We start from the raw sequence: 15,593 nt of genomic DNA on the forward strand, positions 1-15,593 counted from the left end.
CGTGCGCGGCGGCGTCAAGCTGCCCGCATGTCGATCGACCATCACAAGCGAAGCCCGCGAGGGCGCATCAGGGACTTCATGGACATTCTCTTTATCGCGGACCCGTTGGACCGCTTCAAGATCTACAAGGACTCCACCTACGCGATGATGGCGGAGGCGGCGCGGCGTGGTCACACGCTGTATGCGTGCGAGCCGGAAGATCTCGCGTGGACCGGCTCGGATGTCGAGGCGAACGCACGACGTTTTGCGATCGTCGGCGACGAGGCCGATGGCCACCGTTCGCCGTGGTACGAAGCGCAGTCGGCAGCGGTGCGGTCGCTGAAAAGCTTCGGCGCGGTGTTGATGCGCAAGGACCCGCCGTTCGACATGGAGTACGTCACGTCGACGTGGCTGCTCGAACTGGCCGAACGCGGCGGCGCGCGCATCTTCAACAAGCCGCAGGCGATCCGCGATCACTCGGAGAAGCTCGCGATCGGCGAGTTTCCGCAATTCGTGGCACCGACGCTGGTCACGCGCGACGCCGCGCGTCTGCGTGCGTTCCACGCGGAGCACGGCGACGTGATCCTGAAACCGCTCGACGGGATGGGCGGCATGGGCGTGTTTCGCGTGAAGGCCGACGGGATGAACCTCGGCTCGATCGTCGAGATGCTGAGTCACGATGGCGCGCGGTCGGTGATGGCGCAGAAGTTCATCCCCGAGATCAAGGCGGGCGACAAGCGCATCCTGCTGATCGGCGGCGAGCCGGTGCCGTATTCGCTTGCGCGGATTCCGCAGGGCAACGAAGTGCGCGGCAACCTGGCCGCAGGCGGCCTCGGTGTCGCGCAGCCGCTGACGCCACACGATCGCGAGATCGCCGCGACGCTCGGCCCTGTGCTCGCCGCTCGCGGCTTGTTGCTGGTCGGGCTCGACGCGATCGGCGACTGGCTGACCGAAGTGAACGTCACCAGCCCGACATGCTTCCGCGAAATCATGGATCAGACGGGCTTCGACGTCGCCGCGATGTTCATCGACGCGCTGGAGCGCGCGGCAGGCTGAAGTAGAAGCGCAGCAACGGCGATCGCCGGGCATTGCAACAAACCGCAACACCGGCGGGCACGAACCCGCCGGAAGCGCGAAAATGGGCTGGTACAATGCCGGCTCCCGAGGCTTGCCCCCGGATGCCCGTCGCGTCTGACTAAAACCTGACGAGGCTTCCGGCACCGGATGCCGGGCACGGTCACTGCATCGCGATCCATGAGTCGTTCGTGGACCGACGCATTCCGGCTCTTTCGACCATCGGCCGATCGAAAGGGTTGTCACAGGCGAACTGGCGCGCGGTCGCGCGCCGCGCCAGACCGCGAATCAGGCCGTTTAGCTGCAAGACTGACATGGCAGGCATTCTGATTATTGCGCACGCTCCGTTCGCTACCGCGCTTCGCGAGTGTATTGCTCACATTTACGGCGGGCTTCCGGCCCGCATCGGCGCGATCGACGTCACGCCCGATTGCGATCCCGCGCAGATCGTCGCGCTCGCGCATAGCGAGATCGACCGTCTGAAGGAAGAGAACGGCGCGCTCGTGCTGACCGACATATTCGGCGCAACGCCGTCGAATATCGCAGGCCGGCTCGCGACCTTGCCGGACGTGCGCGTGCTCGCTGGCGTGAATCTGCCGATGCTGGTGCGCGCGGTCTGCTATCGCGCGACGCCGCTCGACACGCTCGTCGACAAGGCGCTCGCCGGTGCGACCAAAGGCGTGCATTCGATCAACGCGAACACCCCGGCTCCGACGACAGTCGCCTGTGCGAACGATTGCCTCGCGGCCGCGCAGCCCGAAGCCGCGATCGCGCAGAAATTCCATTCGTAAGACCGTTACCGTTTCATTCTCGAACAACACACACCGCGCCTCGGACCCAATACATGCTGCAACAGGAAACGACCATCGTGAACAAGCTGGGGTTGCACGCGCGTGCCTCGGCCAAGCTGACGCAACTCGCCGGCAACTATCAGGCGGAAATCTGGATGAGCCGCAACGGTCGGCGCATCAACGCGAAGAGCATCATGGGCGTGATGATGCTGGCGGCGGGCATCGGCAGCACGGTGCTGATCGAGACCGAAGGCACGGACGAGAAAGACGCGATGGATGCGTTGCTCAAACTGATCGCCGACAAGTTCGGCGAAGGTCAGTAAGCGATCCTTACGCGCAGTCGATGCATGAAACGCCGCGCTTCGCCGCGGCGTTTTTTATTGTCGCGCTACGCTATTTCGCGAACCCTGCGATGTTGCGTCGCACATAGTCCTCTTACGCGTGAGCGTGCTGCGGAATTTATAATGGCCGTCGGGGTCTGAGAGCATTGCAGCGGTTTGCCGCGGCATCACACAACTAGAGGAGGTGCGCGTGTCGTTCACGCTGCATGGAATTCCCGTGTCACGCGGTATCGCCATCGGGCGGGCCTATCTGATCGCCCCGGCTGCACTCGACGTTGACCACTATCTGATCGAACACGCCCAGATCGAGGGCGAGATTGAGCGTTTCCGCTCCGCGCAGCAGCGCGTGCATCTCGAACTCGACGCGCTGCGTGCGGATCTGGCCGCCGACGCGCCCAGCGAAATGGGCGCGTTCATCAATGTCCATTCGATGATCCTGAACGACGCGATGCTCGTGCAGGAAACGATCGATCTCGTGCGCACGCGCCGCTACAACGTCGAGTGGGCGCTGACCGAACAGCTCGAACGGCTGTCGCGCCATTTCGACGACATCGAAGACGAATACCTGCGCGAGCGCAAAGCCGACATCCAGCAGGTGGTCGAGCGTGTGTTGAAGGCGCTCGCGGGTGCGTCGGTGCTCGACGGCGTACACGGCAGTTGCGAAGAGATGATCGTCGTCGCGCACGACATCGCGCCCGCCGACATGATGCAGTTCAAGACGCAGACCTTCCAGGGCTTCGTCACGGATCTCGGCGGCCGTACGTCGCATACCGCGATCGTCGCGCGCAGTCTCGGCATTCCGGCCGCAGTCGGCGTGCAGCAGGCGAGCGCGCTGATTCGCCAGGACGATCTGATCATCGTCGATGGCGACCACGGCATCGTGATCGTCGATCCGGCGCCGATCGTGCTCGAAGAATATTCGTACCGTCAGAGCGAAAAGGCGCTCGAACAGCGCAAGCTGCAGCGCCTGAAGTTCTCGCCGACGCAAACGCTGTGCGGCACGCGTATCGAACTCTGCGCGAACATCGAGCTGCCGGAAGACGCACGCGCGGCCGTCGATGCGGGCGCGATGGGCGTCGGCCTGTTCCGCACGGAATTCCTCTTCATGAACACGAAGGATCATCTGCCGGAAGAGGAAGAGCAGTTCGCCGCGTATCGTCGCGCGGTCGAGTTGATGAATGGTCTGCCGGTGACGATCCGCACGATCGACGTCGGCGCCGACAAGCCACTCGATTCGATCGGCGGCGGCGACGGCTACGAGACAGCTGCAAACCCGGCGCTGGGTCTGCGCGCGATCCGCTGGAGCCTGTCCGAACCGCAGATGTTCCTCACGCAGTTGCGCGCGATCCTGCGCGCGTCGGCGTTCGGTTCGGTGAAGATCCTGATCCCGATGCTCGCGCATGCGCAGGAAATCGACCAGACGCTCGATCTGATCCGCGAGGCAAAACGTCAGCTAGACGACGCGGGCCTTGCGTACGACCCGAACGTGCGCGTCGGCGCGATGATCGAAATTCCCGCTGCGGCGATCGCGTTGCCGCTGTTCTTAAAGCGGCTCGATTTCCTGTCGATCGGCACCAACGATCTGATCCAGTACACGCTCGCGATCGATCGCGCGGACAACGCGGTCGCGCATCTGTACGATCCGCTGCATCCGGCGGTGCTGCATCTGATCGCGTTCACGCTGCGCGAGGCGAAGCGTGCGGGCGTGCCGGTGTCGGTGTGCGGAGAGATGGCCGGCGATCCGGCGTTGACGCGTCTGCTGCTCGGCATGGGGCTCACCGAGTTCTCGATGCATCCGAGTCAGTTGCTGGTCGTGAAGCAGGAGATCCTGCGCTCGCATCTGAAGACGCTGGAGAAACCGGTCGCCGACGTGCTCGCATCGTTCGAACCGGAAGAGGTGCAGGCGGCGTTGAAGCGGGTCGCGGCGGCCTGAGCGTGACGCGGTGTAGAGAAGCGCGCTAGGCGGCCGCGTGTCGCTTGCCGCAGACCGGGCAATCCGGCTGCCGCGCGACGCGCATCGTGTTCCATTCCATCCGCAGCGAGTCGAGCATCATCAACCGGCCGACGAGCGGCGTGCCGATACCGGCGATCACACGCAGCGCCTCCGCAGCCTGCATCGCGCCGATGATGCCGACGGTCGGCGCGAACACGCCCATCGTCGAGCACGCGACTTCCTCGAACGGCTGGTCTTCCGGAAAGATGCACGCGTAGCATGGCGATGCATCGTCGCGGAAATCGAACGTGCTGATCTGGCCGTCGAAACGCAGCGCGGCACCTGACACCAGCGGCACCCGATGCGCGACGCACGCGCGATTGATCGCGTGGCGCGTCGCGAAGTTGTCGGTGCAGTCGAGCACGACGGTTGCGTGAGGCACCGCCGCATCGAGCCACGCATCGTCGACGCGTTCGGCCACCGCGTTCACGATAACTTCGGGATTCAGCTGCGCGATCGCATCGCGTCCCGACTCGACCTTCTTCCGTCCGACCGACGCCGTCACGTGCAGGATCTGCCGCTGCAGGTTCGTCAGATCGACGGTATCGGCATCGACCAGCGTGATCCGTCCGACACCGGCAGCCGCGAGATACATCGCGGCCGGCGACCCCAGCCCACCCGCACCGACGACGATCGCATGCGCGTCGAGAAAACGCTGCTGCGCCTCGATGCCGAGTTCGTCGACGAGGATGTGGCGGGAATAGCGGAGAAGTTGATCGTCGTTCATGGCGGGGCGCGTTGTCTTTATCGTTATTCTAGTCGCGCGGGGGAGCGTGTCTTCGCAGCAGGGCTGCGAAGACACGTCATGCGGAGGGTTACTTGCTCTGCGACGCCGGCACCGGTGCCGACGCAGGCGCCGAACCGGAAGCACCCGGCGTGACCGGCAGCGCCGGTTTCACCGCGACCGGCGCGGAAGCCGACTGGGCCGGCTTGTTCTGCGCGAGCCGGCGTTCCATCGCCGACTTCGATTCCTGCACCGGCTTGCCTTCCAGCTTGTTCAGCGCCTGTTGCAGCATGAAGTCGTCGGTGGAACCGAACTCGATCGGCTTGCGATCGCGTTCCTTCTGACGCTGTTCCGGCGTCTTCTTGTCGTTCTGCTCTTCGAGTGCGCGCAGCTGGTCCATGCGCTCCTGCTCGCGCTGTTCCTGCTCCTTCTTCTCGTTCGGATCCTGCGTGTTCGCAAGGTGGTTCGAGTAGTCGACTTCGCGCGTGACGAGTGCATCGTCCGGATCGCCTTCGGCGTACTGATCGACCGGAATGTCAGGACGGATGCCCTTGTTCTGGATCGAACGGCCGCTCGGCGTGTAGTAGTACGCGGTGGTCAGACGCAGCGCGGTGTCGGCCGTCATCGGACGCACGGTCTGCACCGAGCCCTTGCCGAACGTCGTCTTGCCGACGATCAGCGCACGATGCTGATCCTGCAGCGCACCCGCGACGATTTCCGACGCCGACGCGGAGTACGCGTTGGTCAGCACGATCATCGGCACGGTCTTGAAGACCGCCGGCAGACCCTTCAACGGATCGCTGTCGAAAGACGGCAGACGATAGTTGTCGTAGTTGTCGCGGTACACCTGCTTCGAATCCGGAATCTGGCCGTTGGTCGACACGACTACCGAATCCGGCGGCAGGAACGCGCCGGCGACGCCGACCGCGCTTTGCAGCAGACCGCCGCCGTTGTTGCGCAGATCGAGGATCAGGCCTTTCAGGTTCGGCTGCTGGCGCGCGATGTCCTGCAGACGCGCGGCGAGATCAGGTGTGGTGCGTTCCTGGAAGCTCGTGATACGGATATAGCCGTAGCCCGGCGCGAGGATCTTCATCTTCACGCTCTGGACCTTGATGATCGCGCGCGTCACCGTCAGCGGGAACGTGCGGTCGTCGGTCTTGCGGAAAATGGTCAGCGTGACCTTCGTGCCCGGGTCACCGCGCATCTGCTTGACCGCCTGGTCGAGCGTCATGCCGCGTACCGGCTTGTCGTTGATGCGCGTGATCAGGTCGCCCGGACGGATGCCGGCGCGGAACGCGGGCGTGTCTTCGATCGGCGAGATCACCTTGATGAGCCCGTCTTCCGCCGAGATCTCGATACCGAGACCGGCGAAGCGGCCCTTGGTCTGTTCCTGCAGTTCCTGGTAATCGGTCTTGTCGAGATACGAGGAGTGCGGGTCGAGGCTCGAGACCATGCCCTTGATCGCGGCGGTGAGAAGCTTCTTGTCGTCTACCGGCTCGACGTACTCATGCTTGATCTGCCCGAACACTTCGGCGAAGAGACGCAGCTGGTCGAGCGGCAACGGAGCGGAAGCGGCTTGCTGGGCCGACGCGGATAACTGCAAGGTTGCAAATACGCCGGTGGCAAGGCCCGCGGCGATCAGGCCGATGTTTTTCAGATTCTTTCGCATAGAGTGGGGCGGTCGGAAGCGCGTGGCAGCGTCAGGTAGAAAAGCGACGGACAAGTATAACTGCACACCTGCCCGGCTGTGGGCGAGGGCGCAATCGCGTTTCGACAGCGCTCGTCGGGGTGGGTTCGGGTTTTTGCGCCTGGGGCAGCAAAGAAATGTGCGGTAATGAAGCGCCGGACTGGCTTATTCGGGAAGTCGGGCACGCCGGCAATACGACACGGCGCACGCGTTACCTGCGTGCGCCGCTGCTGCGATCAGCCGGCCTTGCCCTGCTTCGCGACGGCCGCCTGGGCTCGCGCGATCGCTTCCTGGTCGCCGAGATAGTAGTGCTTGACCGGCTTCAGGTTCTCGTCGAGTTCATAGACGAGCGGGATACCGTTCGGGATGTTCAGCCCGACGATGTCGCTGTCCGACACGTTATCGAGATACTTGACCAGCGCGCGCATCGAATTGCCGTGCGCGGCGATCAGCACCTTGCGGCCCGACTTGATCGCCGGCGCAATCGATTCGTTCCAGACCGGCAGCACGCGCGCGACGGTGTCTTTCAGGCACTCGGTGAGCGGCAGATCCGCGCGCGGGACTTTCGCGTAGCGCGGGTCGTTGTACGGGGCGCGCTCGTCGGACGCATCGAGTGCGGGCGGCGGCGTGTCGTAGCTGCGGCGCCAGACCAGCACTTGCTCGTCGCCGTACTTCTTCGCGGTCTCGGCCTTGTTGAGCCCTGCCAGCGCGCCGTAGCTGCGCTCGTTCAGACGCCACGCATGCACGACCGGGATGTACATCAGGTCCATCTGGTCCTGCACGTGCCACAGCGTGCGGACCGCGCGCTTGAGCACCGACGTGTACGCGATGTCGAACGTGTAGCCCGATTCCTTCAGCAGGACGCCCGCCTGCTGCGCCTCGCGGTTACCCTGTTCGGTCAGGTCGACATCGACCCAGCCTGTGAAGCGGTTTTCCTTGTTCCACGTAGATTCGCCGTGGCGGATGAGAACGAGTTTGTACATGGTGCCGGTCGGTAGTAAGGAAGCGGTAAAGCGTCGCGTCGCTGGGGGGCGAAACGAAGCGGCAGCATCGCTGCAGTGGGTTATTTTATAATGCGCGGATTGCCATTTCCGATTTCTCTCTTTTCCGGCGGTTTTTCGTGAAGTTCTTCACCGATTACACAAACCTTGTACTCATCGCTGTCGCCCTCATCTCTGGAGCATTGCTCCTGTGGCCGGCGATCAGCCGCCGCGGCCGCGGCGGGCTGTCGTCCGCCGAAGCCACGCAGCTGATCAACCGGCGCAACGCCGTGGTGGTCGACCTGCGTTCCGCGGAAGATTTCGCGAAGGGTCATCTGCCGTCGGCGCGGCATCTCGAGTTTGCCGAACTGCAGGCCAAAGTCGGCCAGCTCGTGAAGAACAAGAGCAATCCGGTCCTGCTGGTGTGCCAGACTGGCCAGCAGTCGAACAAGGCGGTCCGCGTCGTACAGGATGCGGGTTACGCCGAAGTTTATGTGCTGCAAGGCGGTGTCAACGCGTGGCAGCAGGCCGGCATGCCGGTCGTGAAGCAAGGAGCAGCGAGATGAACAAGGTAGTCATGTACAGCACGCAGGTGTGCCCGTATTGCCAGATGGCCGAACGTCTTTTAAAGTCGCGCGGCGTCGAGCATGTCGAAAAGGTGCTCATCGACAAAGACCCGGCCCGGCGTGAAGAAATGATGACACGTACCGGCCGCCGTACCGTGCCGCAGGTGTACATCGGCGACACGCACGTCGGCGGCTACGACGATCTCTCGGCACTCGACCGCAAGGGCGGTCTGATGCCGCTGCTCGAAGCAGAAGCCGCGTAAGCGCTTGTCGCAGCACGCATGTCTGGCCGCGACGCGGGCCGGGTTTGCGGCGGCATGCTGTCATGCGCGGCGGCGCGTAGCACCCGAACTGGCGGACCATGGCGACATGGCCCGCCGTAACTCCATCCACGGAACCACTCCATCATGTCTGACGAGAATAATCAGCCGTTCTTCAATATCCAGCGCGTCTATCTGAAGGACATGTCGCTCGAGCAGCCGAACTCGCCGGGCATCTTCCTCGAGCAGGAAATGCCGTCGGTCGAAGTCGAAGTCGACGTGAAGGCCGAGCGCCTCGCGGACAGCGTGTTCGAGATCATCGTCACGGGCACGGTCACGGCGAAGGTGTCGGACAAGGTCGCGTTCCTGATCGAAGCGAAGCAGGCCGGTATTTTCGACATCCGCAACATCCCGGCGGAACAGATCGATCCGCTCGTCGGCATCGCCTGCCCGACCATTCTGTTCCCGTACCTGCGCTCGAACATCGCCGACGCGATCACGCGTGCCGGCTTCCCGCCGATCCATCTCGCGGAAATCAACTTCCAGGCGCTCTACGAGCAGCGTCTCGCGCAACTGTCGCAAGACGGCGCGCAAAGCACCGCAACGCACTGACGTGAACGCACGGTGCCGGGTATGAAGGTTGCCGTTCTCGGCGCCGGTGCGTGGGGCACCGCTCTCGCCGGCCATCTGGCCGCGCGTCACGATGCGGTGCTGTGGGCGCGCGACAGCGCGCTCGCTGCCGAACTCTCCGCGTCACATCAAAATGCCCGCTATCTGCCGGGCGTCGGGCTGCCGCCCGCATTACGCTACGAAACCGATCTCGCCGCCGCGCTCGCGCACGGTGCCGCGGACGACGCGCTGTGCGTCGTCGCGACCCCGGTCGCCGGGTTGCGCGGCATGCTGCACGCGATGCGCGATGCGGCGTCGGTGCCCGCGCATATCGTCTGGTTGTGCAAGGGCTTCGATGCGGACACGCAGCGTATGCCGCATCAGGTCGTCGCGGAAGAACTCGGCGGACATCGCAGCAATGGCGTGCTGTCCGGCCCGAGCTTTGCGCGTGAAGTCGCGCAGGGCTTGCCGGTTGCGCTGACTGTCGCGAGTACGTCGGCGGCGTGCCGCGAGCGCACGGTCGCCGCGTTCCATCACGGCGCGATGCGTATCTATACCGGCGACGATGTCGTCGGCGTCGAAGTGGGCGGTGCGGTCAAGAACGTGCTGGCGATTGCCACGGGTATCGCCGATGGTCTCGGCCTTGGGCTGAACGCGCGCGCGGCGTTGATTACGCGCGGCCTCGCTGAGATGTCGCGCCTCGGTGCGACGCTCGGCGGTCGAACGGAAACCTTCACCGGTCTCACGGGGCTCGGCGATCTGATCCTCACGGCTACAGGTGATCTGTCGCGTAACCGTACGGTCGGTGTGCAGCTTGCCTCGGGTCGTACGCTCGACGACATCCTCGGCGCACTCGGCCACGTCGCCGAAGGCGTGCGCTGTGCACAGGCGGTTCTTGCGATTGCACGCGCGCACGGCATCGATATGCCGATCACGCAGGCGGTCTGCGCGGTGCTGTTCGAAGGGGTTGCGCCGCGCGATGCGGTGAGTGCGTTGCTGCGAAGGGACTCCAAGGCGGAATAGCGGGGCTGACGTCGTAGCGTCGTTGTTCTTCTTTGCCCTGAACGCGGCTTCGTCATCGCGATGCGATGTTGGCGTTCGCGCTTTAGCTGCGGGTCAGAGTTGGCGCTGTAGTGCTTGCTCTGATCCTCGCAGAGCGCCCCGCCCCATCGGCACGTTCACCCCCACCTCGCTGTCCACGTCTCAATCGACGCCGCGCACACGGAGGTCCTCATGTTCACCACAGGCCATTGCACGCTCGAAGCGAGCGTCGTCGACATCACGACGCTCTCCGTCGATGCGATCGTCAACGCGGCGAACACATCGCTGCTCGGTGGCGGAGGCGTGGATGGTGCGATCCATCGTGCGGCAGGCCCTGACCTGCTACGCGAATGCGAAGCGCTCGGCGGTTGTGCGACCGGCGATGCAAAGCTCACCGCCGGCTACCGGTTGCCCGCGAAGCACGTGATCCATACGGTCGGTCCGGTATGGCACGGCGGCGCACGCGACGAAGCGACACTGCTCGCGTCGTGCTACCGACGCTCGCTCGAACTCGCACACGACGCGCACTGCACGAGCATCGCGTTTCCCGCGATCAGCTGCGGCGTCTATCGTTTTCCCGCCGACGAAGCGGTGCGCATCGCGGTAACGACAACGATCGACGTGCTGCCCCGCACGTCAAATATTCGTCGCGTGATCTTCGCGTGCTTCGACGACGCGATGTTCGCCCGCTACGAAGCGGAACTCGCGCGCCGTTATTCGCCGCCCTCGAAGCCGGCCTGACGCCACGCTTCGAACACCACGATCGCCACCGTATTCGACAGGTTCAGGCTGCGGTTGTCCGGCCGCATCGGGAGTCGCACGCGCTGATCGGGCGCGAAGCGGTCGAGCACCGTGTCGGGCAGTCCACGCGTTTCCGCGCCGAACACGAACCAGTCGCCCGGCAGGAAGGTGTGCGCGTGAAAGCGCCCCGAACCGCGCGTCGTGAACGCGAACATGCGCGCCGGGTCCGGCGCTTCGGCAGCGACGAACGCGGACCAGTCCGCATGCACGTGCATCTGCGCGTACTCGTGATAGTCGAGACCGGCGCGACGCATCTTCGCGTCGTCGAGCGGAAAGCCGAGCGGTTCGATCAGATGCAGCCGCGCGCCGGTGTTGGCGCACAGGCGGATCACGTTGCCCGTGTTGGGCGGAATTTCGGGTTCGACGAGAACGACGTTGAACATGATGGAGTCGGGTAGAAAACGTTGATCCGGGTTGAGCTAGTCTTTCGGCGTGCGTAGTGCGACGAAGCCGGTCACGCGCCGTGCGCCTGCCGCCTTCAGCATGCGCGCGAGCGCGTCGAGCGTCGCGCCGCTCGTCATCACGTCGTCGACGATGCCGACGTGCAGACCACGCACTGGCTTCGCCACCACGAACGCCGCACCGACGTTGTGACTTCGCGCGATGCGATCCAGCTGCGATTGCGGCGCGGTGTCGAGCGTGCGCACGAGCAGCGTCGCGTCGGCGGGCACCGCGAGCGCACGGGCGAACGGCCGCGCGATTTCCCACGCCTGGTTGTAGCCGCGCTCGACGAGCCGTCGTCGCGCGAGCGGCACGGGCGCGATGACGTCGAGCCTGTGCGATGTATCGAGCGCGTCGTCGGCAGTCCGAGCGAGACGCCGCGCAAACTCTTTCGCGAGCATCAGCCTCGCGCGGAATTTCAGCCCTAGCGCGAGCGCATCGAGCGGCGGACGGTAATCGGCGAGCGCGAAGGTCGCATCGAACGGCGGCGGCTGCGCGATGCACTCGGCACAGCGATAACCGCTCGCGGCCGCACGCCGGAAACCACCGAGCGGTATCGCGCAGACCCGGCACCGCAACCGCGGCTCGTTCCAGTACGCGGCATCGCAACCGGCACACAGCGTACGCTGCGACAAATTGCCGCACAGTGCGCACATCTGCGGCAGCAACGCATGCATGACGACCGGCAGTGCTGCGTCGACGCGACGTTTCGCATCCGCGAGACGGATCGTCAACGACGAACGGAATGACGACAGAGCCGGCAATGACATGACTGGACCGCCCGCGAAGGCCTCCCACGCTGAACGGACAGGAGCGAACGAGTATACTTCGCACACTTCGCCCGTACGACTCCCATGTCCTCAGCTCCTGCAAAATCTAGCCGTCCGGCCTACGATTCCCGGCGCCTGCGGCGGATTTTCGACCGCCGTGCCGCCACCTTCGACGACGTGGCGTTTCTTCCACGCGAAATCGCGCAGCGCATGCGCGAGCGTCTCGACTACATCAAGGTAAACCCGTCCAGCGTGCTCGACGCAGGCTGCGGCGCGGGCGACGATCTGCCAGCGCTGCGCGAGCGTTTTCCCGAGGCACCGGTATTCGGCACGGACCTGTCGCACGCGATGCTGACCCGCGCGCTGCATCACGATGCAGGCGACACGAGCTGGCGCCGCTTCCTGCCGGCATCGATCGGCAGGGCGCTCGGCACACGCGGTCCGCGTTTTGCGCAGGCCGATTTCTCCGCGCTGCCGTTCGCTGCCGGCGCATTCGAATTCGTCTGGTCCAACCTCGCGCTGCACTGGCATTCCCGTCCCGACCTCGTGTTCCCCGAGTGGCAACGCGTGCTCAAGGTGAACGGTCTGCTGATGTTCAGCACGCTCGGGCCCGACACGCTCAAGGAATTGCGCGGCGCGTACGCGCAGGTCGATGCGGCGCACGGCATCGGCTCGCGTGCGCACGTGATCGATTTCGTCGATATGCATGACCTTGGCGACATGCTCGTCGAAAGCGGCTTCGAGATTCCGGTGATGGACCAGGAGACGCTGACCATCACGTACCGCTCGCCCGAGTCGCTGCTCGCGGATGTGCGCCGCTGGGGGGCATACCCATTCGAGCGCGACCAGGCAGACAGCCCGCACGCCGCACGCCGCCTGCATCGCGCGCTGCTCGCCGCGCTCGACGCACGCCGGCAGGCCGACGGCACGATCGCGCTGACCTTCGAGGTGATCTACGGCCATGCATGGAAAGCCGTGCCGCGCACGACCGCCGAAGGACACGGCATCGTGCGACTCGAGGACATCGGACGCGGTCCGACAAAGAATCGTTGAAGCGGTAAAGAGGGCATCCGTTATGTCTGGAATTCGCGGCGAAGAAGCGTTGACGAAGGTGCGTCAAAACGGCGCAGAGGCTTGTCGCGCCTGGCTTGCGGGCCGATAGACGCTTGCTTGTGGATGCCATTGAACCCGCCTATAATGCGTCAGTTTGTCGCTCGGGGTCCCACATCCGCAGCGGCAGGCCCGAAGCGCCGGAGGGCAATTCATCGCTATCATCGGCGCCGGTTCGCGGGAGGCAGCGATGGAAGCAACTGATCTGCTGACGGAGTCTGAGCCGGTCTTGCGAGACTGGGTCATGAAGCGCAACTGTTCGGTGTCGCCGCGGCAGTTCGTGTATTTCTATGTGTCGCTTGCTGCGTTCTCGTTGTTGATTGCACTGCTGCTGGTTTTACGTGGCGCCTGGCTGGTGCTGCCATTTACCGGTATCGATTTGCTGGTGGTCGGTGCGGCGTTTGCCATATATGCGCGCCATGCTGTCGATTACGAACGCATCCGGCTGTTTCCCAACCGGCTCGTCATCGAACAGGTCAGTGCCGAACGCGTGACGCAGTTCGAATTCAATCCGCGCTGGGTGCGGATCGAACCGGGCAAGACACCGCGTGACCGGATCAGGCTGGTGTCGCGTGGAGAAACGATCACGATCGGGCAGCATCTTGCGCAGTACCGGCGCGCGCAGTTCGCCGCCGAATTGCGCATGTGGCTCGGGCGGTGCTGAAACGGTTTCGCCGTAACGGTCAGCTGTAGCGGCTGACCGTGTGTCGTAGCGAGGAGGCACGACACAACCTTCCTGCGGGGTCGAGGGTTTGAATGCAAAATTTGGGTAAGGAAGCTATGAAAACAATCAAGCGAGCCCTGTCGGGCGTGCTGGCGTTCAGCGGATTGCTCTTCGCCGGTGCGGCCTTGGCAGTCGGCGACAGTCCTGGCGGTCCCCGCGTCAACGAGATTAATCTCCAGCCGCCCGCATCCAGGATCGCCGAGGAGCTCTACGGCCTCCATACATTCATGCTGATCCTCTGCACGGTGATCTTCATCGGCGTGTTCGGCGTGATGTTCTATTCGGTCTTTGCGCATCGCCGGTCGAAAGGCCACAAGGCGGCCAATTTCCACGAAAGCACCACTGTCGAAATCATCTGGACCATCGTCCCGTTCATCATCGTCGTGTTGATGGCGCTGCCCGCCACCAAGACCGTCGTCGCGATGAAGGACACGACGAACGCCGACCTCACCATCAAGGTCACCGGCTACCAGTGGAAGTGGGGCTACGACTACGTGAAGGGTCCGGGCGAGGGCATCAACTTCCTGTCCACGCTGTCCACGCCGCGTAGCGAAACGAACGGCACCGCGCCGATCACCGACACTTACCTGCAGGAAGTCGATCACCCGCTCGTCGTGCCGGTCAACAAGAAGATCCGCATCATCACTACCGCGAACGACGTCGTTCACTCGTGGTATGTCCCGGCATTCGGCGTGAAGCAGGATGCGATTCCGGGCTTCGTGCGCGACACGTGGTTCAAGGCCGACAAGACCGGCACGTTCCGCGGCTTCTGTACCGAACTGTGCGGCAAGGAACACGCGTTCATGCCGGTGGTCGTCGAAGTGCTGTCCGATGCGGACTACACGAAGTGGGTCGACGACGAGAAAAAGAAGATGGCGTCCGCGGCTGACGATCCGAACAAGACCTACACGCTCGCGGAACTGACCGAGCGCGGCGCGAAGGTCTACGCGGCGAACTGCGCGGTGTGCCACCAGCCGAACGGCAAGGGCGCAGGCGCATTCCCGGCACTCGACGGCAGCAAGATCGCCAACGGTCCGATCGCTCAGCACGTGAGCATCGTGCTGCACGGCAAGGGCGCGATGCCGGTGTGGGGCAACACGCTCAACGACGTCGAGATCGCTTCGGTGATCACGTTCGAACGTAACTCCTGGGGCAACCATACCGGCGACGTACTGCAGCCGAAACAGGTGGCCGATGCCCGCAACGGCAAGATGCCGGAAGGTGGCGACCATCTCGCGAGCAGCTCGGCAGCGGCAAGCGATGCAACGGCCGCGAGTGGCGCGGCTGCGTCTGATAGCGCATCGGCTTCGGGCGCCGCGGCATCGAGCGGTGCGGCTGCATCGGACAGCGCATCGGCTCCGCAGGCTGCATTGCCCGCGACGGTCTATTTCGAAACCGGCAAGAGCACGCTGCCCGCCGACGCGAAAGCGGCGATCGACGCAGCGTCGGCTTACGCGAAAGCACATCCGGATGCGAAGTTCACGCTGTCGGGCTTCACCGACGCGACCGGTTCGGCGAGCACCAACGCCGACCTCGCGAAGCGCCGTGCACAGGCCGTGCGCGATGCGCTCAAGGGCGCGGGCATCGCCGAAGACCACATCGTCTTGAAGAAGCCGGAAACCGTCACGGGCGGCAGCGATGCGAAAGAAGCCCGGCGTGTCGAGATCAGTCCGGCTGCATGATGCGTTTGCAGACAGCCGCA

General features: G+C 64.3%; 17 protein-coding genes. 12 read left to right on the plus strand and 5 right to left on the minus strand.

The window, feature by feature from the left end; genetic code table 11:
* The first annotated feature begins 78 nt into the window (after positions 1–78).
* From gshB to ptsP, 4 genes are all read left to right on the plus strand, one after another.
* On the plus strand, positions 79–1,035 hold the full coding sequence (gshB, locus tag E1748_RS25325; RefSeq protein WP_133650005.1) for a glutathione synthase: 957 nt from the start codon (positions 79–81) through the stop codon (positions 1,033–1,035).
* Positions 1,036–1,367: 332 nt separating this feature from the next.
* A complete protein-coding gene (locus tag E1748_RS25330) occupies positions 1,368–1,844 on the plus strand; it encodes a PTS sugar transporter subunit IIA (RefSeq protein WP_133650006.1) in 477 nt (158 codons plus the stop codon).
* Between the two features lie 53 nt (positions 1,845–1,897).
* Positions 1,898–2,167: an HPr family phosphocarrier protein gene (locus E1748_RS25335; RefSeq protein WP_133650007.1), complete on the plus strand. Its 270-nt coding sequence runs from the start codon at positions 1,898–1,900 to the stop codon at positions 2,165–2,167.
* Positions 2,168–2,375: 208 nt separating this feature from the next.
* The gene (gene ptsP, locus E1748_RS25340) at positions 2,376–4,118 is read left to right on the plus strand and encodes a phosphoenolpyruvate--protein phosphotransferase (RefSeq protein WP_133650008.1); all 1,743 of its coding nucleotides are present in this window, start codon (positions 2,376–2,378) and stop codon (positions 4,116–4,118) included.
* Between the two features lie 25 nt (positions 4,119–4,143).
* Here ptsP and E1748_RS25345 read toward each other — a convergent pair whose 3' ends face one another.
* The 3 genes from E1748_RS25345 to gpmA all read right to left on the minus strand — a co-directional run bounded on the left by E1748_RS25345 (position 4,144) and on the right by gpmA (position 7,572).
* A complete protein-coding gene (locus tag E1748_RS25345; protein ID WP_133650009.1) occupies positions 4,144–4,905 on the minus strand; it encodes a HesA/MoeB/ThiF family protein in 762 nt (253 codons plus the stop codon).
* A gap of 88 nt (positions 4,906–4,993) precedes the next feature.
* Positions 4,994–6,571 (minus strand): S41 family peptidase, encoded by a 1,578-nt coding sequence (locus tag E1748_RS25350; protein ID WP_133650010.1) that lies wholly within the window; start codon positions 6,569–6,571, stop codon positions 4,994–4,996.
* A 254-nt stretch (positions 6,572–6,825) separates the two neighbouring features.
* Positions 6,826–7,572, minus strand: a complete 747-nt coding sequence (gene gpmA / locus E1748_RS25355) for a 2,3-diphosphoglycerate-dependent phosphoglycerate mutase (protein ID WP_133650011.1) — start codon at positions 7,570–7,572, stop codon at positions 6,826–6,828.
* A 137-nt stretch (positions 7,573–7,709) separates the two neighbouring features.
* Between gpmA and E1748_RS25360 the strand changes: the two genes are divergently transcribed.
* From E1748_RS25360 to E1748_RS25380, 5 genes are all read left to right on the plus strand, one after another.
* Positions 7,710–8,135, plus strand: a complete 426-nt coding sequence (locus E1748_RS25360; protein ID WP_133650012.1) for a rhodanese-like domain-containing protein — start codon at positions 7,710–7,712, stop codon at positions 8,133–8,135.
* Positions 8,132–8,398 carry a glutaredoxin 3 gene (grxC, locus tag E1748_RS25365; protein ID WP_133650013.1) on the plus strand — a complete coding sequence of 89 codons (267 nt, stop codon included), beginning with the start codon at positions 8,132–8,134 and terminating at the stop codon, positions 8,396–8,398. The genes E1748_RS25360 and grxC overlap by 4 nt, the downstream gene beginning before the upstream one ends.
* A gap of 144 nt (positions 8,399–8,542) precedes the next feature.
* Positions 8,543–9,007, plus strand: coding sequence for a protein-export chaperone SecB (secB, locus tag E1748_RS25370; RefSeq protein WP_133650014.1), 465 nt, complete (start codon positions 8,543–8,545; stop codon positions 9,005–9,007).
* 21 nt (positions 9,008–9,028) lie between these two features.
* On the plus strand, positions 9,029–10,027 hold the full coding sequence (locus tag E1748_RS25375; protein WP_133650015.1) for an NAD(P)H-dependent glycerol-3-phosphate dehydrogenase: 999 nt from the start codon (positions 9,029–9,031) through the stop codon (positions 10,025–10,027).
* Between the two features lie 210 nt (positions 10,028–10,237).
* Positions 10,238–10,786: an O-acetyl-ADP-ribose deacetylase gene (locus E1748_RS25380; protein WP_133650016.1), complete on the plus strand. Its 549-nt coding sequence runs from the start codon at positions 10,238–10,240 to the stop codon at positions 10,784–10,786.
* On the opposite strand, the gene trmL is transcribed toward E1748_RS25380, so the two are convergent.
* Entirely contained in the window at positions 10,759–11,229 is a 471-nt protein-coding gene (gene trmL, locus E1748_RS25385) for a tRNA (uridine(34)/cytosine(34)/5-carboxymethylaminomethyluridine(34)-2'-O)-methyltransferase TrmL (protein WP_133650017.1), read from the minus strand. The genes E1748_RS25380 and trmL overlap by 28 nt on opposite strands.
* Positions 11,230–11,265: 36 nt before the next feature.
* On the minus strand, positions 11,266–12,057 hold the full coding sequence (locus tag E1748_RS25390) for a ComF family protein (RefSeq protein ID WP_133650018.1): 792 nt from the start codon (positions 12,055–12,057) through the stop codon (positions 11,266–11,268).
* 84 nt (positions 12,058–12,141) lie between these two features.
* Between E1748_RS25390 and E1748_RS25395 the strand changes: the two genes are divergently transcribed.
* The 3 genes from E1748_RS25395 to coxB all read left to right on the plus strand — a co-directional run bounded on the left by E1748_RS25395 (position 12,142) and on the right by coxB (position 15,573).
* Positions 12,142–13,110, plus strand: a complete 969-nt coding sequence (locus E1748_RS25395; RefSeq protein WP_133650019.1) for a methyltransferase domain-containing protein — start codon at positions 12,142–12,144, stop codon at positions 13,108–13,110.
* A gap of 247 nt (positions 13,111–13,357) precedes the next feature.
* Positions 13,358–13,831, plus strand: coding sequence for a DUF2244 domain-containing protein (locus E1748_RS25400; RefSeq protein ID WP_133650523.1), 474 nt, complete (start codon positions 13,358–13,360; stop codon positions 13,829–13,831).
* Between the two features lie 92 nt (positions 13,832–13,923).
* Complete coding sequence (gene coxB / locus E1748_RS25405) at positions 13,924–15,573, plus strand: cytochrome c oxidase subunit II (protein ID WP_133650020.1); 1,650 nt, start codon at positions 13,924–13,926, stop codon at positions 15,571–15,573.
* Positions 15,574–15,593: the final 20 nt, after the last annotated feature.

This window comes from Paraburkholderia flava, assembly GCF_004359985.1.
Taxonomy (GTDB): domain Bacteria; phylum Pseudomonadota; class Gammaproteobacteria; order Burkholderiales; family Burkholderiaceae; genus Paraburkholderia; species Paraburkholderia flava.